Source organism: Micromonospora sp. NPDC005979 (assembly GCF_040614415.1).
In the GTDB taxonomy this organism is placed as follows: Bacteria; Actinomycetota; Actinomycetes; order Mycobacteriales; family Micromonosporaceae; genus Micromonospora.
The window spans coordinates 224,436-242,712 of the sequence record NZ_JBEXUR010000007.1 but is presented as its reverse complement, the minus strand read 5'-3'; the positions used below and the strand labels follow the sequence as shown (position 1 = coordinate 242,712).

Here is an 18,277-nt window from a genome sequence, read left to right as displayed (position 1 = left end):
GCTTCAACATCGAGACTGCCCGGGGCGCGATGAGCGCGCCGTCACGGCCACAGGAAGGGTGGTGCAGACGTGCAGCCCGAACCACCGCGCAGTCCGACGCGACGCAAGCAGGACACGTTGGCCCGGCTCGACCACGACCTGGATGCATGGGTCGCCTCGGCGGACCGGGAGGGCAACGCCCACCTGGTACCGCTCTCCTTTCTCTGGGATGGTGCGGCGCTCACCCTGGCCACCGCCGAGACGACTCCGACCGCCCGCAACCTGCGTACCTCGGGGCAGGTGCGCACGGCCCTCGGTCAGACGCGCGACGTGGTCATCATCGAGGGGGCCGTGGAGACGTTCTCACGCGAGACCGTGCCCGTCGATCTGGCGGACGCGTTCGCCGCGAGGTTCTGGGACGCGCGGCTCGGCGCGATCCGGTACGCGTACCTCCGGGTGACACCGCGCCGGATCCAGGCGTGGCGGGAGGAGGACGAGATCGCCGGTCGTGATCTGATGCGTGGCGGTCGGTGGCTGGTCTGACGGTTGCGCCGGAACGACCTCGCCCGGCCGTTCCCCCTGGGAACGGCCGGGCGTCTCGCGTGTCGGCCGGTCAGGCCAGCCGGGTCCGTTGCCGACGGACGAGGTACCAGCCGCCGAGGACGACCAGGACCAGCACGGCGAGCCCGCCGACGGTGTAGACCAGCCAGCTCGGGCCGGAAGCCGCCGCGACCGCCATCGGCGCGGCGACGGGCAGGACGATCGTGCCCGTCGCGGTGCGCTCGACGGTGCCGCTGGCGAGCTTCGCGTGCACCTCCCAGGTGCCCGCGGGTAGCGACTGGTTGACCTCGACGCGGACCTGGCCGCTCTGGCCGGGCAGGATCGTCACGCCGTTGGTCACCTTGAACGGACCGGCCTGTACCGCCGCCTTGCGCAGCGACACGGTGCCGGTCATGTCCAGGGCGCGCTGGCCGGTGTTGGTGACCTTGGCCGTCACCACCGGGAACCCGCCGCTGCCGGGCTCCGCGGCGAGCCCGTCGATGCGGAAGTCCGTCGGTGGCTCACCGCCGGGGCCGACGTCCAGGTAGACCCGGATACCGACCCGGTGGATCTGCGTGACGTTGCCGGCGCGCTCCTTGGAGCTGGTGACCTGTGCCCAGATCGCGGCGTACCGCTCACCCTTGGACGCCTTGCTCGGCACGGCGATCTCGACCTCGACCGGCTGGCGCTCGCCCGGGTCCAACTCCAGCCTGGCGGTCTTGAGTCGGATCCACCCGCTGAGTTCGTTGCCCGTACGCCCCTCGGGAACGGCGAAGGCGTTGTTCTCCACCGACGCCGCCCCGGAGTAGAAGTCGATCTTCTGCGTCTCGTCCGAGGTGTTCTGCACCTCGACCCGGCGGTGGATCGTCGTGCCCGGCTTCAGGTGATCCACGATGTAGACCTGGGCACGCGGATCCTGCACCCGACTCGCAGGGATGTCCAGCATGCGGATGCTGATCGCGGCCTCGTCGGCGGGATCCTGGCGCTGCTCCCGCACGGCGACGGCTGGCGCCGCCGAGACCCCGAGCGCCACGAGGGCGACCGAGGCCAGCAGCACCAGCCGGCCGAGCGGGTCAGAACACCGAATGTGTCACCGTCCCGGTGTAGACACCCTGGACGGTGCCGACCGGAATGTTCACCACCAGCGTCGGGTTCCAGGTGGCGAAGTTGTTGCCCGTACCGCCGGTGTGGCTCATCGCGGTGCGGGGCACGTTGATGATCACCTGCTGGGCCGCGGTGGGCTGCCCCGGAGTGAAAGTACCCCCACCGGCGGTCGCCGTGGTGGGGCCGGACCAGTACAGGACGTTGATGTTCGGGATCGTCTCCCCGGAGCTGCCGCCGCCGGTGGTGAAGTCGGTGGAGATGACGTTGGCGGTCCAGTTGGGGGTGAGCGAGCCGCGCTGGTCGAGCACGGTGACCGGGCCGAGTAGGCCGGTGACGGACGAGCCCTCGACGCCGTGCCCGATGTTCGCCGTGGCCGGTACCGTGATCGAGAGGCCACCGGCGGCGTCGACGGTGAGGGTCACGATCGTGTCGCCCGTCGTGTCGGCGTGGGCCGGTCCGGCGAGAGCGAGGGTGGCGGCGATGCCGGCCACGCCCGCCAGAAGTTTCCTGTGCATCAAGTCTCCTATCGAATCGCCCAACGGATGCGAGTCAGAGACTAACTACCCATAACTCCGCAAAACGGTCAAAAGGCACCACCGTCACCCGGCTGGGTCCCCCGTGGTCAGGCCGGTACCACGTACGGGAACGCGTCGGCGCGGGCCGCCTTCGTGACGTCGGCGGTGAGGCCCGAGGTCGTGCCGGTGTTGAGGACCAGGGAGAACATCACCTCGGGGGCGTTGTCGGCCATGGTGCGGCCGTTGCGGACCGCGAAGCCGTAGTTCGCGGCCGTGCCCACCGTGTACGACAGCACGTCGGGGTAGAGCGCCCGGGCGACGCTCCAGCCGTACGCCTGGGGGTCGGGCGCGGTGCCGTTCGCCGCGACGACCCCGGCGACCGCCTTGGCGATCTCCTCTCCGTCCTCGGGCAGGTCCTGCTTGGGGTGCCGGAAGTTCGCCGGGTCCGAGAAGTCGGTGTCGTGCGGCCAGAACACGGGCCACATCATGGGATGGCCGGCGCGGTTGATCTGCCGCCATCCGCCCGCGTCGGTGGCGAGCAGCGTCCGGCACCAGACGCCGATCTCGGTGCCTTCGCGCAGTAGCGGCTCGTCGTGGGAGACCTCCAGGACGATCGACTCGACGGTGGTGCCGGCGAAGCTGTTCTTCGCCTGGTCGGCCCGCCACGCCGAGCGGTCCACCTTCGCCCCGTTCTTGACCGCGCCGTTGATGGTGGCGAGTTCGTCGAGGTCGATGTAGAACGGGTCGGTGATCCGGCCCGCCCAGACCCGGACGCGCTGCCCGGTCGTCACCTCGCCGGTCCTGCCCTCGGCGATGGGGGTGCCCATGGCGGCGTCGTCCCGGGCGTCGGCGCCGGTGAGTTCGTACAGCTGGAGGGCCTGCATGGCGTTGCCGTCCGGCTCGCCGAACGCGAACCGGTAGCTCAACTCCTCGGTGTCCGCCCCGTTGAAGTGGATCTTGAATTCGTAGCGGGCCTCCGCGTGGAAGCCGCGCTTGATGTCGGCCCTGGTCACCGAGCTGTTGACGTCCATGACGAACACCGTGGCGCGGTCGCCGTCGAAGACGTAGAGGTCGTCGATGTAGAGCTGACCTCCCTGGGCGGCGAGGGGGGTGTCGAGGTGGTGTGACATGGGCTCACTCCCGTGATGGCTATATCCGGACTAAACCGAACATAGCGGTCGCGGTGTGGTCGCCCGACCGAATCGGGTTCGGGGCACTGTCGCGCACGTGAACGGGCCGTCCGAGGCTGCCGTCGGACGGCCCGTTCGCTCACGCCGGTCCGCTTAGAAGCGGGACCACTTCTGGTTGGACGCGCCGAGGCAGTCCCACAGGTGCAGCTTGCCGCCGTTGTTGGGGTTCGCCTCGCGTACGTCGACGCACTTGTTGGCGCTGAGGTTGACCAGGTCGCCCGCGCCGTTGAGGGTGAAGCGCTGGGCCGGGTTGCCGTTGCAGCTGACCAGGTTGACCTCGGTGCCGTTGGCCGTGCCGGCCCAGGCCGGGTCCATGCACTTGCCCATCGCCCGGACGGTCCCGTCGGAGGCGAAGGTCCACGCCTGCGCCGCGGTCGTGTTGCAGTCCCAGATCTGGAGCTTGGCGCCCTCGACCGGGTTGGCGCTCGGAATGTCGATGCAGCGTCCGCTCTGCGCTCCCCGGATCCGCGTGGTGCCGGACGGCGGGTTACCGCCGTCGGAGGTGTAGCTCGACACCCGGACGTAGTCGACGAGCATCTGCTGCGGGAACTGGGTGGAGCCGTCCGGGTAGCCGGGCCAGTTTCCGCCGACCGCCACGTTGAGGATCATGAAGAACGGGTGGTCGTACACCCAGCGGTTGCCGCCGAGGCGGGCCGGGTCGACACGGTGGTACTGCACCCCGTCCAGGTACCAGGTGATCGCACCCGGCTCCCAGTCGACCCGGTAGTCGTGGAAGCCGTCGGCGAGCGGGCTGCCGATGGTACGGCTGCCGGTGATGCCGCCACTGCCGGAGTAGCCGGGGCCGTGAATGGTGCCGTAGACGGTGTTGGGCTCCCGGCCGATGTTCTCCATGACGTCGATCTCGCCGGAGTCGGGCCACCCGCCGCCCGTGCCGAGCATCCAGAACGCCGGCCAGATGCCCTGACCGCGCGGGATCTTGATGCGGGCCTCGAAGCGGCCGTACGTCTGGGTGAAGGTCGCCGCCGTCAGCAGCCGGGCCGAGGTGTACTCGCAGCGGCCGTAGTGGCACTGGTAGTTGGCGGGGTTCTCCCGGCGGGCGGTGATGACGAGGTTGCCCTGGCCGTCATGTACGGCGTTGCTGGTGCTGTTGGTGTAGTACTGCCGCTCGTTGTTGCCCCAGCCCCCGCCGCCGATGTCGAAGCGCCACTTGTTCGCATCGACGGGCGTACCGGCCGGGGCGTTGAACTCGTCCTGCCAGGTGATTCCGCCGATGGCGGCCTCGGCGCGGTCGGACTGACCCGGGACGGTGAGTGCGGCGAGAGTGGTGACGAGGGCGACCGCCGCGAGGAGGAGGGGGCGGCTGCGGGAGGTTGGTCGGGCTGTGAACACGGGAGGCTCCTCGGCGAGGTGGGTAGCGGGGACGGCGCGTCGGAGGCGGCGCGGCGAAGGAGCGCGGAGAGCGCTCTCCAAGCGAAGCATGTCTATGTGGCGCCCTTTCTGTCAAGAGTGTTTCCAATGCCGCGACGGTCCGTTACCGCCCGATCGCACCCCTCGATAGCGGTCGAATCGACACTTCCTATTGCCGTGGAGCGTCCACGCGGGACAGGATGACGAGGTCCGCAGGAAACCTCCCCGTAACCTGCGTGCTGCTGGTCTCTGTCACAAGGAAGTGGGAGTCAGTCATGAGCGACGCGTCGACGGCGCTGGGTGTGCGCCTCTACCCGGATTTGGTCGAGCGGGGTGGCCTGGCCCCCGCGCTCATCGAGACCGCCGACCGCCACCGGCTCGACATCGGCCGGGTGACCGCACCCGAGCAGGGACGTGCCCGGTTCACCTGCGCCGAGCTGCACTCCGATCAGGGCGTGGTCTGTGTCGGGCTGGGTTCGCAGGCCCGATACTTCATGATCGACGTCCGCTCCGCGGGCGAGGTGCTGGCCCGCGGCGACTGCATGGACCTGGTCCAGGTCGCCCAGGTTGCCTCGGCCTGGCGGGAGGGGGCGACCCTCGCCGAGCTGACCGCCCGGTTCGCGTTCATGGAGGAGATCACGCACCGCCCGGCGCCGGTGGCCCAGGTCGGCTAGCCCCGAAGGGCACGTCAGCAGCGGAGCCGGGGCGGCAGCGGCGGCCCGGCATCACCGTCCCGATCCAGGTAGGACGACTCCACGAAGGCGACGAGGCGTTCTGCGTCGGCCGCCGTCGACGCCAGCCCGAACGACACCCGGACCGCGCCGCCGGTCGGCAGCGCCAGCGCGTCGAGGTACTCGTCGATCGTGCCGATCTGGGCGAGCAGACGTCGCCGCAGCGTCTGCCGGGTGATCCCGAACGCCCCCTCGCCGGCACCCGGATTGCAGAAGCACCCGGTCCGCAGGGAGAAGCCCGCCGCGGCGGCCTCCCGGGCGACGAGCCGCTCGTCGACCGGCGTGCCGTCCGGCCGCAGCACGTTGAACGTCACGGTCGCGCCCCGGCCCTCGCCCGTGGCCGGCCCGTACACCCGCACCAGCGGCTGGCCGGTGCGGTGCCGCAGCGCGGTCAGGCGGCCCAGCAACCAAGCGGTGAGCAGGCCCACCCGGGTGTGCACGAGATCCACGCCGATCGAGTCGAGCCACCGCAGTCCGAACTCCACGTCCGGGATGCTCAGGAAGTTGAGCGTGCCGTCCTCGAACGCCGACTCGTCGTCCATCGAGCGGTGCCAGTCACCCTGCACGCTGACCGCCCGGATGGTGCCGCCGGCGAACCACGGACGACGCAGTCGCGCCAGCGCGTCACGACGAGCCAGCAGCGCGCCGACGCCGGTCGGGTAGCCGAACAGCTTGTACCAGCTCAGGCAGACGAAGTCGGGCCGGACGACGCGCAGGTCCAACCGGTTCGTGGCGGCGAACGCGGCGGCGTCCAGCAGCACGTCGTAGCCGTGCCGGTGGGCCAGCTCGACCCACTCCAGAGGATGCTGCACGCCCGAGAAGTTGCTCTGCGCCGGGTAGGCGAACAGCCCACGGCGGCCGGACCGAACCCCGCTGCCGGCGTCGAGCACCGAGACCAGGTCGGCCTCGGCGACCCGCAACTCCGGGCCGTTCAACGGCACGTACCGCACCGCCGCGCCGGCCGCCCGGGCGTACTCGCGGACGCCGTTGACCGAGTTGTGGTTGTCCCAGGTCAGCGCGAAGGCTGCGGTCGGTCCGAAGGGGTACGCCTCGCCGACCAGCCGGCACGCGCCGCTGGCGTTGGGGGTGAAGACCACCGCGTACTCGGCGGGGTCGGCGGAGAAGAAATCGAGCACCGCCCGCCGGGCCGACTCCACCAGCGAGCCGGCCGCCGCGCTGGTCGGGCTCTCCGAGTGCGGGTTGCCGTACGGGCCCGCCAGCAGCCGGTCGTGGTGCGCCCGCACCTGGGCCCGTGCGCACACCCCGGCGCCGGCGTAGTCGAGGTAGACCTGACCGTTCCGGTCGAGGTGCGGGTACTCGGTGGCGCGCAACTCGTCGATCCGCGCGGTGTCCGCGTACCCGGGCAGGGCCGTCGGCGAGAGGGCAGGGGCGTGCTCAGGCCGCACGGCGGGCCTCCCGCCGCACCAGCACCGCCCAGGTGGCGGCGAGCGAGAGCAGCACGAACCCGCCGAGTACCAGCCAGTCGACCCAGACCGGCCGGGAGAAGCTGTCGCCGTACGTGGCAAGCAGCGGCGGGCCGAGCGGGGAGGCGCCCTCGCGCCACAGCCGTTCCACCCCGGCGGTGTGCCCCAACCCCTCGAACGCCCAGCGGTTCGACATCGCGTAGCTGAGCCACCGGCCGCCGTCCGCCATGGCCGGCACCGGCAGGATCGCCCCGACGAACAACACCTGCGGGAAGCACAGCATCGGCAGCATGAGGGTCGCCTGGGCCGCGTCCGAGACGGCCGCTGAGCAGAGCAGGCCGAGCGCGAGCGCGGCCGCCGAGGAGAGCAGCAGGGTCGCGTACAGGGCCGCGAAGTCGCCGCCGCCCACCGGCGGCAGTCGGTCCATGCCGCGCAGCACCCCGAGCAGGGCCAGGTCCACCAGGGCGAGCAGCGGCAGCAGCACCGCGATCTTCGCCATCAGGTACGACAGCAGCCGGACACCCGCCAGGCGCTCCCGGCGCAGGATCGGCAGCTCCGTGCAGATCTGGAGCAGACCGTAGGTCAGGCCGAAGAAGAAGCCGCCGAACGCGATCCAGAACACGATCATCACGGTGACGGTCGGGCTCGGGCTCGCCGGGTCGAACGCACCGGGTCGGAACAGCAGCGCGAACATCCCCAGCACCATCAGTGGTGAGCCGAGCAGGATCGCCAGCGTCAGCCGGTTGCGGGCGACGATCTCCGCGTTGCGCGCCGCGAGGACCCACCACTGGCGCAGCCGGCCGACCGGCCGCCCCGGACCCCTGCCGCCTGGGTCGCCCGTGGTGGCGGTCGGTCCAACGGCGCGGGACGCGGCGAAGCGCTCGGGCCAGACGGCCTGGTCGGACTCCTCGTCGAGCAGCAGGTGGACCTCCGCGAGGGACCGCAGGCCGAAGAACTCCCGGGCGGCGGCGGGGGTCCCGACGAACGCCAACCGGCCCTCGCGGGTCAGCACGACCACTCGATCGCAACGGTCCACGTCGGTGACCTGGTGGGTGGTGAGCACGACGGTCGCGCCGGCGTCGGCGAGCGTCCGCAGCGCCCGCAGGAGGTCCACGGCGATCGCCGGATCCAACCCGGAGGTGGGCTCGTCGAGGAAGAACACGCCGGGCCGGGTCAGCAGCTCGACGGCGATGCTGGCCCGCTTGCGCTCGCCGCCGCTGAGGCGGCCCACCGGCACGTCGGCCCGCTCGCTGAGCCGCAGTTCGGCGAGCACCTCGGCCACCCGGCGCGACACCTCGGCCGGGCCGGTCCCCGACGGCAGGCGCAACTGGGCCGCGTACCGCAGGGTGCGGGCCAGCGGTAGCTCGCGGTGGATGATGTCGTCCTGCGGAACGAAGCCGACCGTGCCCGGGACACCGTCATCGTCGTACGTCACGGTGCCGGCCGCCGGTCGGCGGACCCCGGCCAGCGTCTCCAACAGGGTGGTCTTGCCCGCGCCGCTGACCCCGATGATCGCGACCAGCTCGCCCGGCGCGACGGTCAGGGAGATGTCGTCGAGGACGCGGCGTCCACCTCGGACGGTCGCCCCCAGGTCACGGGCCACGATGCCGACGCCGATGCGCGGTGGAGCCGTGGTCTGTTCGGTCGTCATGTCGAAGGTGCCCGATCCGGTCGGCGAGGTGGTGCCCCTGACATCGTGCTTCGCCGATGCTACGTCGCGCGGCGAACCGTCCCACCCGTCGATCGCCCTGGCATGAATCGGCCGACCGGGGGAAGACCGACGCTCCACCACCTGAGGGGGAGCCGGTATGAGGGCCGTCGTCTACGTGGACGTCCGGGACGTCGCGGTACGGGAGGTGCCCGACGCGAGGATCGAGGCGTCGACGGACGCGCTCGTGCGGATCACGTCCACCGCCCTGTGCGGCACGGACCTGCACATGTATGACGGGCGCACCGGCGCCGAACCGGGGTTGGTGTTCGGCCACGAGCCGCTGGGTGTGGTGCAGGAGGTCGGCTCGGCGGTGCAGACCGTGCGTCCCGGCACCCGGGTGGTGATCCCCACGCACCTGTTCTGCGGCACCTGCGTGATGTGCTCCCGGGGGCTCTCGGCGGCCTGTCTCCGGGCGCGGGCCGAGGGGCCGGGCGCCGCCTACGGCTACGCCGGGATGGGTCCGTACCGGGGCGCCCAGGCCGACCTGCTGCGGGTGCCGTGGGCCGACGCGAACTGCGTGCCCGTGCCGGGAGAGCCGGGCGACGCGTACGAGGACGACTTCGTGCTGCTCGCCGACGCGTTCGTGACCGGGTGGCACGCCGCGGCGACCCTCGCCGAGGTGCAGGCCGGCGACACCGTGGCCGTGTTCGGCGCCGGCACCATCGGTCTGCTCGGCGCGTACTCGGCGCTGCTGCGGGGCGCTCGGGTCGTCTACTGCGTCGACGGGGTGGATGCCCGGCTCGACAAGGCCGGTGAGCTCGGCGCGGTTCCGGTCGACTTCCGCCTCGGTGACCCGGTGGAGCAGATCCGCGCCGACCGCGCGCGGGCCGGTCTGCCGCTGGGCGAGGAGAAGTTGGGCGGGATCGACCGGGTCATCGACGCGGTCGGTTTCCAGGCGCGCGACCGGGAGCACCCCGACCAGGAACGCCCGGACCAGGTGATCGCCGACGCCGCCCGGCTGGTGAATCCCGCCGGTTCGATCGCCGTGGCGGGCGTCTACCCCGAGAAGGACCTGCACCCGCGGTCGGGCGCGAGCGGCCGCGAGGATCTCGTCGCGCCCTGGGGGACGCTGTTCACCAAGGGCGTCGCCGTGCGGTTCGGTCGTACGCACGATCGTCGCTACACGGTGCTGCTGCGGGACATGGTCGTCGCCGGTCACGCCCGGCCCGGTGTGATCGTGACCCACCACGGCGTCCTCGACGACGCGCCGGGGCTGTACCGCAGCTTCGACCGCCGCGAGGACGGGGTGATCAAGGCGGTGCTGCACCCCAGTTGACCGATCGACCCCCCACCGACCCGGACCAACCGGCCATCAGCCCCCTCCGCAGACGGAATCCCGCCCGGCCCCCACCCACCCGCCCGCCCACCCGCCCGCCCCCGGCCGCCCCCGCCCCCGCCCTCGCCCCACCCCCGCCCTCGCCCCGCCGATCTTGCACTTTCTGTCGTCGACATGAGCGGAATGCCCGCTATGCCGCGACAGTAAGTGCAAGATCGTGGGCGATCACCGCGCGCCCCCGTCGATCATGAAGTTGTGGCGCCGGGTTTGGAGATTGACGCGCGCTTTGTCACCCACCACAACTCCATGATCGGCGGGGCGAGGCGAGGCGAGGCGAGGCGAGGCGAGGCGGGGCGGGGTGGGGCGGGGGCGTGTGGGGCGGCGGCCGTTGATCGCTTTGCTCGGTGGAGGCGTGGGTCACATCGCAGGGCGGGGCCGGCCGAGGCATGCTGGACGGGTCGCCGGCCTCATGGCTCGATCATCACCGTTCGATGGCACTTCGGCCGGGGCGCACGGGTGTCCGCGCCTGCTGGAGCGGATCGTGCCTGGTGGCGAGCCTGCTTGCGGTGATCGGCGCGGATGGGACGTCGACTCCGGATTTGACAACGTTGCCAGGAGCGGTCCATGGTGCCATCGGCGACTTGTGGGACCGGCGTGACGGGCGAATACTCTGCTTCGTCTATATTGCCGGATTGTTACATTTTCAACACCGCCTCGCCTTGCGGATGGCCTGCTCACCGCAATACGTTGCCGTCAACAACAAAACCAAGTGAAGGTTCAACCTTCCGGAGGCAACCGATGACGTTGGCGAGGTGGTACGAGCGATGAGCGACGTGCCGATCCTCCTTGAGATGCGTTCCATCACCAAGGAGTTCCCCGGAGTCAAGGCCCTCTCCGACGTCAACCTGGTGGTTCGCGCCGGCGAGATCCATGCCATCTGTGGCGAGAACGGTGCGGGCAAGTCCACGCTGATGAAGGTGCTCAGCGGGGTCTACCCGTACGGCAGCTACGACGGCCAGATCGTCTACCAGGGGTCGGAGAGCAAGTTCTCCGACATCCGGGCGAGCGAGGGCGCCGGCATCGTGATCATCCACCAGGAGTTGGCGCTCATTCCCGGGATGTCGATCGCCGAGAACATCTTCCTCGGTAACGAACCGCGCAAGCGGGGCGCGATCGACTGGAAGGCCGCCAACCGGATGGCGCTGGACCTGATGGCCCGGGTCGGTCTGGAGGAGGACCCGGACACCCTGGTCAAGGACATCGGCGTCGGCAAGCAGCAGCTCGTGGAGATCGCGAAGGCGTTCGCCAAGGACGTCAAGCTGCTCATCCTGGACGAGCCGACCGCCGCGCTCAACGAGGCCGACTCCCGGCACCTGCTGGACCTGCTGCGTGGCTTCCGCTCCCGCGGCATCACCTCGATCATGATCTCGCACAAGCTGAACGAGATCGAGGCGATCGCCGACCAGATCACCATCCTCCGGGACGGCAAGACCGTCGAGACCCTCGACGTCAAGGCGGACGGGGTCGACGAGGACCGGATCGTGCGGGGCATGGTCGGCCGCGAGCTGAGCAGCCGGTTCCCGGACCACACCCCGAAGATCGGCGACGTCTTCTTCGAGGTGCGCAACTGGAACGTCCGGCACCCGATCTCCGCCGAGCGCCAGGTCTGCAAGAACGAGAGCTTCGTGGTGCGCCGCGGCGAGATCGTCGGCTTCGCCGGCCTGATGGGCGCGGGCCGCACCGAACTCGCGATGAGCGTCTTCGGCCGCTCCTACGGGGTGTACGAGTCGGGCACGATCATCAAGGACGGCAAGGAGATCGTCCTGAAGTCGGTGGCGGACGCCATCGACCACGGCCTCGCGTACGTCAGCGAGGACCGTAAGGCGCTCGGCCTCAACCTGCTCGACGACATCAAGACGTCGACGGTGGCCGCCAAGCTGTCCAAGATCTCGCACCACGGCGTCCTGAGCGAGGTCGAGGAGTACCAGGCGGCGGAGGCGTACCGCAAGGAGTTGCGGACCAAGGCCCCGACGGTCGACGAGGGCGTCTCCAAGCTCTCGGGCGGCAACCAGCAGAAGGTCGTCCTGGCCAAGTGGATGTTCAGCGACCCGGACCTGCTGATCCTCGACGAGCCGACCCGCGGCATCGACGTGGGTGCGAAGTACGAGATCTACGGCATCATCCAGCGGCTCGCCGACCAGGGGAAGGGCGTTGTCGTCATCTCCTCGGAGCTGCCTGAGCTGATCGGGCTCTGCGACCGCATCTACACCGTCTTCGAAGGCGCCATCACGGGCGAGATCGCCCGGGCGGACGCGAACCCGGAAACCCTCATGAAGCAGATGACCTCGACGAAGAAGTTGGCCACCCGATGAGCCGTATCAGAGACCTTCAGAAGAACCTGTTTGGAGGCACTACCTCCAACGCCCGCCAGTTCGGGATGATCTTCACCCTGGTGGCGATCGTCTTGATCTTCCAGATCTGGACCAATGGGCTGACGCTGCGGTCGGACAACCTGATCGCGCTGTTCCAGCAGAACTCGTACATCCTGATCCTGGCCATCGGCATGCTCATGGTGATCGTCGCCGGGCACATCGACCTCTCGGTCGGCTCGGTCGCGGCATTCACCGGCATCCTGGTCGCCAAGTCGATGACCGAGTGGGATCTGCCCTGGCCCGCCGCCATCGTGTTCGGCCTCGCCATCGGCGCGGTGATCGGCGCGTGGCAGGGCTTCTGGGTGGCCTACATCGGGGTGCCGGCATTCATCGTCACCCTGGCGGGAATGCTGCTCTTCCGCGGTGGCAACCAGTTCATCGGCAACGCGCAGAGCATTCCGGTGCCGGAGGGCTTCCGGGAGATCGGCTCGGGCTTCCTGCCCGAGTTCGGCCCGAACACCGGCTACAACAACGCGACGCTGCTGCTCGGTCTGGCCGCCGCGGTGGCGGTGGTGTGGCGCGAGATCCGGGCCCGCAACACCCGGCGGGCGATGGACGCCGACCCGGCGCCCCTGTGGATCTCGATCCTGCGGATGGCCGTCATGGTCGGGGTGATCGCCTTCGCGGCGCTGCGCTTCGCCAGTGGTCGCGTCGGCACCAGCTTCCCGATCTCGGGCATCATCCTCGTGGCGCTGGTCATCGCGTACTCCTTCTACACCCGCAACACGGCCGGCGGCCGGCACATCTACGCGGTGGGCGGCAACTCCCGGGCGGCCGAGCTGTCCGGCGTGAAGCTCAAGCGGGTCAACTTCTTCGTCATGATGAACATGTCCGTCCTGGCCGCGCTGGCCGGCATGATCTTCGTGGCCCGTTCGCAGGCTTCCGGGCCGCAGGACGGTAACGGCTGGGAGCTGGACGCCATCGCCGCTGTCTTCATCGGTGGCGCGGCTGTCGCCGGCGGCATCGGCACCATCAGCGGCTCCATCGTCGGTGGTCTGGTGATGGCCGTGCTCAACAACGGCCTCCAGCTCGAGGGCGTGGGCACCGACAAGGTCCAGATCATCAAGGGCCTGGTCCTGCTGCTGGCCGTCGCGATCGACGTCTACAACAAGAGCCAGGGGCGCTTCTCCATCATCGGGAGCCTGATGCGGCCGTTCCGCCGCGAGGACTCCGCACCACCCGCCTCACCGCCGGACGCGGAGCGCGAGCCCGCCAAGGCAGCGGTGTCCGGCTGACGGCCACCGACCTCTCCACCCGTCTCACATCCAGAAAGGCAAGTCCTCACCATGCGTAAAATCTTCGGCTCGTCGGTGGTGGCCATCAGCGCCGCTGCCATGCTGGCCCTGGCCGGCTGCGGCTCCGGCCGCGACGGCGACTCCGGCAGCTCGGGTGGCGGCGACGCCAAGGGCTTCGCGGCGAACTCGCTGATCGGCGTGGCCCTGCCGGCCAAGACCTCGGAGAACTGGGTCCTCGCCGGTGACCTGTTCACCAACGGTCTCAAGGAGGCCGGTTTCCAGGCTGACGTGCAGTACGCCGGCGCGTCGACCACGGTCGCCGACCAGCAGGCCCAGATCACCGCCATGACCACCAAGGGCGCCAAGGTCATCGTCATCGGCGCGACCGACGCCGCGCAGCTGGCGACCCAGGTCGCCGCGGCGCACGCCGCCGGTGCCAAGGTGATCGCGTACGACCGCCTCATCACGAACACGCCGGACCTCGACTACTACGTCGCGTTCGACAACTTCAAGGTCGGCCAGCTCCAGGGCCAGGCCCTGCTGGACGGCATGAAGGCCAAGAAGCCGAACGGCCCGTACAACATCGAGCTGTTCTCCGGTTCGCCGGACGACAACAACGCCGGTGTCTTCTTCAACGGCGCGATGGACGTGCTCAAGCCGGAGATCGACAAGGGCAACGTCGTCGTCGCCTCGGGTCAGAAGGACGTCAAGCAGACCGCCATCCAGGGCTGGAAGGCCGAGGGTGCGCAGGCCCGCATGGACCAGCTGCTGACCTCGACCTACGGCAACAAGGAGCTGGACGGCGTCCTCTCCCCGAACGACACCCTGGCCCGCGCGATCCTGACCTCGGTCAAGGGCGCTGGCAAGCCGACCCCGGTCGTCACCGGTCAGGACTCCGAGGTCGAGTCGGTCAAGTCGATCGTCAAGGGCGAGCAGTACATGACGATCAACAAGGACACCCGCAACCTGGTGAAGGAGACCATCAACATGGTCAAGGCTCTCCAGGCCGGTAACACCCCGCAGGTGAACGACACCAAGTCCTACAACAACGGCAGCAAGGTCGTCGACACGTTCCTGCTCCCGCCGGTCGCCGTCACCAAGGCCAACGCGGCCGAGGCGTACGCCAACGACCCGAAGCTCGCGCCGCTCACCAAGTAATCACCACACGGTAGGCAGCACCGCCGATGGGTCCCGGATCTCCTCTTCCGGGACCCATCGTCGTCCGCGCCCCATCGTTCACCCGGCACCGACCCGTGAAGGAGGTCTGACCGTGGCGACACCCGTTCGGTCCAGGCCAGCCGGCGCCGGTCGTACCGTCGACACCCCACTGCCCCCGGTCCCCGGCGCGAGCCAGGAGGAGATCCGACGGCAGAACCTCGGCGCCGTGCTGCGCTACGTGCACCTGCACGGGCCGACGTCGCGGGCCGAGTTGACCAGCCGTCTCGGCCTGAACCGCAGCACCATCGGCGCCCTCGCCGCCGACCTGACCGCCAGCGGTCTGGTCACCGAGGAGGCGCCGGCCACGACCCGCCGCGCCGGCCGCCCCTCCCTCGTGGTGAGCCCCCGCTCCGACCGGGTGTACGCGCACGCGCTCAGCATCGACGCGGACCGACTGCGGGCGGCGCGGATCGGCCTCGGCGGTCGCATCCTCGACCTGCGGGAGGCACCCCGTCCCGGTGGCATGTCGGCCGTCGACGCCGTCCGCCCCCTGGCCGACCTCGTGCGCGGGATGGAGCGCGGCGCCGCCTCCGACGCGCTGCTGGTCGGCGGCGCGGTCGCCGTCACCGACACCACCCGCGACGCCGACGGCGGTCTGCGCATCGTCGGCGTCGAGGAGGGCCTGAGCGCCGCCCTCGAGGCCGAGCTGACCGACTGCCCAGGATTCGTGGCCGGCGATCTGGCCGACATCGCGGGCCTGGCCGAGCACATCCGGGGCGTGGCCCCCGGCATCGACGACCTCATCTACCTGCACGGCGACCTCGGCATCAGCGCCGGCATCGTGGTCGGCGGCCGACTGATGATCGGCCACCGGGGCCACAGCGGCAAGGTCGGCCACATGGTCGTCAACCCGAACGGCCTGCCGTGCGGCTGCGGCTCCCGTGGTTGCTGGGAGACCGAGATCTCCGAGGCCGCGCTGCTGCGGCACGCCGGCCGCGACCCCGACGACCGCGCCGCTGTGGCCGACGTGCTGCTCGCGGCGGCGGACGGCGACGCGACCGCCCGCGCCTCCGTCGAGCGGGTCGCCGACTGGCTCGGGTTCGGCGTCGCCAACCTGGTCAACGTGGTCAACCCGGACGCCGTGGTGTTCGGTGGCTCGCTGCGCGACATCTTCATCGCCGGGGCGGACACGGTTCGGCGTCGGCTGGACGCCATGCCGCTGCCGGCCTCCCGTGAGCACCTGCGGTTGCGGGCTGCGGCTCTCGGCCGGGACGCCGTCCTGATCGGGGCCGCCGAGCTGGCCTTCGACAAGCTGCTGGCCGATCCGCTCAACGTCGGCGTCGCCGGCCAGTCGGGCTCCGTCGACCGGCCCTAGCCGATCTCCCGCACCACGCTGGTGCCGTTGCCCGGGCGGGACTCCCAGGCCCAGGACTCGTGCAGCTCCAGGCGGTCGTCGGCCCGGACCCGCACCTGCGAGACGCAGTGGCCGGAGGATGTCTGGCCCTCGGCATTGAGTTGGACGTAGCGGAAGTCCAACCGGTCGCCGTCGCGGGTGCCGACGAGACAGCCGCGTCGGATGGACCCACCGGCGTACTCGGCCCAGACCTCGCCCGCCCGCTCGTGGTAGGTGAAGACCGTCTCGGTGCCGACCTCACCGGCCACCACGTCCGTCACCGCGGCGAATCGCCGGCCGTCCAACGAGATCGTCATGCCGCGGACGCTAGTCGATCCATCAATCCCGTACGACCTACCGTATCGTGTACGGTAGGCCTCCGGTGTTCGGCGGTGGGAAGGGGACGGGTGTGACGACGAGCGGTGCGGCGATAGTGGTGCGGGGGCTGCGGAAGCGGTACGGGGACCGGTTGGCCCTGGATGGGTTCGACCTGGAGGTGGGCAGCGGGACGGTGTGTGGCCTGCTCGGCCCCAACGGGGCCGGCAAGACCACGTCGGTACGGATCCTGTCCACGCTGCTGCGCCCGGACGGGGGTCACGCCGAGGTCGCCGGGTTCGACGTGACCCGCCAGCCCGACCAGGTGCGCTACCGGATCGGCCTGGTGGGGCAGCATCCCGCGCTGGACGAGGCGCTCAGTGGCCGGCAGAACCTCGTACTCTTCGGCCTGCTGTCCCACCTGGGTCGTCGCCGGGCCCGGCAGCGGGCGGTCGAGCTGTTGGAACGGTTCGGTGTGGCCGACGTCGGCGAGCAGCCGGTCAGCACGTACTCCGGGGGCATGCGTCGCCGGCTGGACCTGGCCGCCGGCATGGTCCTGGCCCCCGCCGTGCTGTTCCTCGACGAACCGACAACCGGGCTGGACCCGCGCGGCCGCAACGAGGTGTGGGAGTCGATCCGCGGGTTGGTCCGCGCGGGCACCACCGTCCTGCTCACCACCCAGCACCTGGACGAGGCGGACCAGCTCGCCGACCGGATCTCGGTGGTCGAGGCCGGGCGCATCGTCGCCGAAGGCACCCCCGACGAGCTGAAGACGCGGCTCGGTGGCGACCGGATCGAGGTGGTCGTGGGGGAGCCCGCCGACCTCGCGATCGCCGTCGCGCAGGTGCGTCGGGTGGTCGCCGACGAACCGACCGTCGACGTGGACCGGCGGGCGGTCAGCGCCGGCGTGGGGCACCGGGCCGGCGCGCTCATCGAGGTGCTGCGGGCACTCGACGCCGCACAGGTCACGGTGGTCGACATCGCTCTGCGGCGGCCCACCCTCGACGACGTCTTCCTGCACGTCACGGGTGGTCTGGCCACCGCGGAGGTGACCGCGTGAGCGCCACACACCCGCCCGCGACCGTGGACCTGACGCCCGGCCGGCCCGCTGCCCTGACAGAAAGCGGCGCCCTGGTCTGGCGTGGCCTGGCCCGGTGGCGACGTGACCCCGGGCCGCTGGTCGCCTCGCTCGGCTTCAATATCCTGATCGTGCTGATCTTCGCCTACCTGTTCGGCGGGGCGATGCAGGTCCCCGACGGGGGCAGCTACCGGGAGTTCCTGATGCCCGGCATGTTCGTGATGACGATGGTGTTCGGCATCAGCCTCACCACGATCGCCGTCGCCGACGACCTGGAGCGTGGGGTGACCGACCGGCTCCGTTCGATGCCGGTCGCACCACTCGCCCCGCTCGTCGCCCGCGCGGTCACCGACCTGCTCTTCGCTCTGGTCACCCTCGCGGTGCTGCTGGCCACGGGCCTCGCCGTCGGCTGGCGGGCACACGGCGACGTCGGCGCCGCCCTGGGCGCGGTGGGACTGATCCTGCTGCTGCGCTTCGCCCTGGTCTGGGTCGGCATCTTCCTCGGCCTGGTCACCCGGGGGCAGACGGCCGTGGCCGCCGTGCAGACCCTGGAGTTCCCGCTCGGCTTCCTCTCCAACGCGTTCGTCGCGCCGTCCACCATGCCGGCCTGGCTCGGCGCGGTGGCCGCCTGGAACCCGCTGTCGGCGACCGTCGGCGCCGCCCGGGAACTGTTCGGCAACCCGGGCTGGGGTGGTGACTCGTGGGCCGCGCAGCACTACCTCTGGTTGGCCGTGGCCTGGCCGATCGCGCTGGTGGCCGTGTTCCTGCCGCTCTCGGTGGCCCGCTACCGGCGGCTGGGCCGCTGAGGCACGCGTAACCGGTGATCGC

Annotated in this window: 17 protein-coding genes; 10 read left to right on the top strand and 7 right to left on the bottom strand. The window is 70.6% G+C overall.

What is annotated here, in order from left to right; genetic code table 11:
- The first annotated feature begins 69 nt into the window (after positions 1-69).
- The gene (locus tag ABZ272_RS14545) at positions 70-522 is read left to right on the top strand and encodes a pyridoxamine 5'-phosphate oxidase family protein (RefSeq protein WP_355050422.1); all 453 of its coding nucleotides are present in this window, start codon (positions 70-72) and stop codon (positions 520-522) included.
- Between the two features lie 70 nt (positions 523-592).
- On the opposite strand, the gene ABZ272_RS14540 is transcribed toward ABZ272_RS14545, so the two are convergent.
- The 4 genes from ABZ272_RS14540 to ABZ272_RS14525 all read right to left on the bottom strand — a co-directional run bounded on the left by ABZ272_RS14540 (position 593) and on the right by ABZ272_RS14525 (position 4,678).
- Positions 593-1,576, bottom strand: a complete 984-nt coding sequence (locus tag ABZ272_RS14540; protein WP_355050421.1) for a hypothetical protein — start codon at positions 1,574-1,576, stop codon at positions 593-595.
- A gap of 16 nt (positions 1,577-1,592) precedes the next feature.
- Positions 1,593-2,138 carry a hypothetical protein gene (locus ABZ272_RS14535; RefSeq protein ID WP_355050420.1) on the bottom strand — a complete coding sequence of 182 codons (546 nt, stop codon included), beginning with the start codon at positions 2,136-2,138 and terminating at the stop codon, positions 1,593-1,595.
- A 107-nt stretch (positions 2,139-2,245) separates the two neighbouring features.
- Positions 2,246-3,268: a DUF4331 family protein gene (locus tag ABZ272_RS14530; RefSeq protein WP_355050419.1), complete on the bottom strand. Its 1,023-nt coding sequence runs from the start codon at positions 3,266-3,268 to the stop codon at positions 2,246-2,248.
- Positions 3,269-3,421: 153 nt separating this feature from the next.
- Complete coding sequence (locus tag ABZ272_RS14525) at positions 3,422-4,678, bottom strand: family 16 glycosylhydrolase (RefSeq protein ID WP_355050418.1); 1,257 nt, start codon at positions 4,676-4,678, stop codon at positions 3,422-3,424.
- Positions 4,679-4,971: 293 nt separating this feature from the next.
- Between ABZ272_RS14525 and ABZ272_RS14520 the strand changes: the two genes are divergently transcribed.
- A complete protein-coding gene (locus ABZ272_RS14520; RefSeq protein WP_355050417.1) occupies positions 4,972-5,370 on the top strand; it encodes a hypothetical protein in 399 nt (132 codons plus the stop codon).
- A 14-nt stretch (positions 5,371-5,384) separates the two neighbouring features.
- Here ABZ272_RS14520 and ABZ272_RS14515 read toward each other — a convergent pair whose 3' ends face one another.
- Positions 5,385-6,833 carry an aminotransferase class V-fold PLP-dependent enzyme gene (locus ABZ272_RS14515; RefSeq protein ID WP_355050416.1) on the bottom strand — a complete coding sequence of 483 codons (1,449 nt, stop codon included), beginning with the start codon at positions 6,831-6,833 and terminating at the stop codon, positions 5,385-5,387.
- A complete protein-coding gene (locus ABZ272_RS14510) occupies positions 6,823-8,502 on the bottom strand; it encodes an ATP-binding cassette domain-containing protein (protein WP_355050415.1) in 1,680 nt (559 codons plus the stop codon). Before ABZ272_RS14510 ends, ABZ272_RS14515 begins: the two co-directional genes overlap by 11 nt.
- Positions 8,503-8,659: 157 nt before the next feature.
- Between ABZ272_RS14510 and ABZ272_RS14505 the strand changes: the two genes are divergently transcribed.
- The 6 genes from ABZ272_RS14505 to ABZ272_RS14480 all read left to right on the top strand — a co-directional run bounded on the left by ABZ272_RS14505 (position 8,660) and on the right by ABZ272_RS14480 (position 16,038).
- Positions 8,660-9,838, top strand: coding sequence for an alcohol dehydrogenase catalytic domain-containing protein (locus ABZ272_RS14505; protein WP_355050414.1), 1,179 nt, complete (start codon positions 8,660-8,662; stop codon positions 9,836-9,838).
- Between the two features lie 548 nt (positions 9,839-10,386).
- Entirely contained in the window at positions 10,387-10,611 is a 225-nt protein-coding gene (locus ABZ272_RS14500) for a hypothetical protein (RefSeq protein WP_355050413.1), read from the top strand.
- A gap of 51 nt (positions 10,612-10,662) precedes the next feature.
- Positions 10,663-12,210: a multiple monosaccharide ABC transporter ATP-binding protein gene (gene mmsA, locus ABZ272_RS14495; RefSeq protein WP_355050412.1), complete on the top strand. Its 1,548-nt coding sequence runs from the start codon at positions 10,663-10,665 to the stop codon at positions 12,208-12,210.
- Positions 12,207-13,505 (top strand): multiple monosaccharide ABC transporter permease, encoded by a 1,299-nt coding sequence (mmsB, locus tag ABZ272_RS14490; RefSeq protein WP_355050411.1) that lies wholly within the window; start codon positions 12,207-12,209, stop codon positions 13,503-13,505. The genes mmsA and mmsB overlap by 4 nt, the downstream gene beginning before the upstream one ends.
- 51 nt (positions 13,506-13,556) lie before the next feature.
- Positions 13,557-14,663 carry a sugar-binding protein gene (locus tag ABZ272_RS14485; RefSeq protein WP_355050410.1) on the top strand — a complete coding sequence of 369 codons (1,107 nt, stop codon included), beginning with the start codon at positions 13,557-13,559 and terminating at the stop codon, positions 14,661-14,663.
- 169 nt (positions 14,664-14,832) lie between these two features.
- On the top strand, positions 14,833-16,038 hold the full coding sequence (locus ABZ272_RS14480; RefSeq protein ID WP_355050503.1) for an ROK family transcriptional regulator: 1,206 nt from the start codon (positions 14,833-14,835) through the stop codon (positions 16,036-16,038).
- On the opposite strand, the gene ABZ272_RS14475 is transcribed toward ABZ272_RS14480, so the two are convergent.
- Positions 16,035-16,373 (bottom strand): hypothetical protein, encoded by a 339-nt coding sequence (locus ABZ272_RS14475; protein WP_355050409.1) that lies wholly within the window; start codon positions 16,371-16,373, stop codon positions 16,035-16,037. The two genes, ABZ272_RS14480 and ABZ272_RS14475, sit on opposite strands and share 4 nt — an antisense overlap.
- Positions 16,374-16,465: 92 nt before the next feature.
- Between ABZ272_RS14475 and ABZ272_RS14470 the strand changes: the two genes are divergently transcribed.
- Together ABZ272_RS14470 and ABZ272_RS14465 are read left to right on the top strand one after the other, a co-directional pair.
- Positions 16,466-17,431 carry an ATP-binding cassette domain-containing protein gene (locus tag ABZ272_RS14470; protein WP_355050408.1) on the top strand — a complete coding sequence of 322 codons (966 nt, stop codon included), beginning with the start codon at positions 16,466-16,468 and terminating at the stop codon, positions 17,429-17,431.
- On the top strand, positions 17,428-18,255 hold the full coding sequence (locus tag ABZ272_RS14465; RefSeq protein WP_355050407.1) for an ABC transporter permease: 828 nt from the start codon (positions 17,428-17,430) through the stop codon (positions 18,253-18,255). The genes ABZ272_RS14470 and ABZ272_RS14465 overlap by 4 nt, the downstream gene beginning before the upstream one ends.
- Positions 18,256-18,277 lie beyond the last annotated feature (22 nt).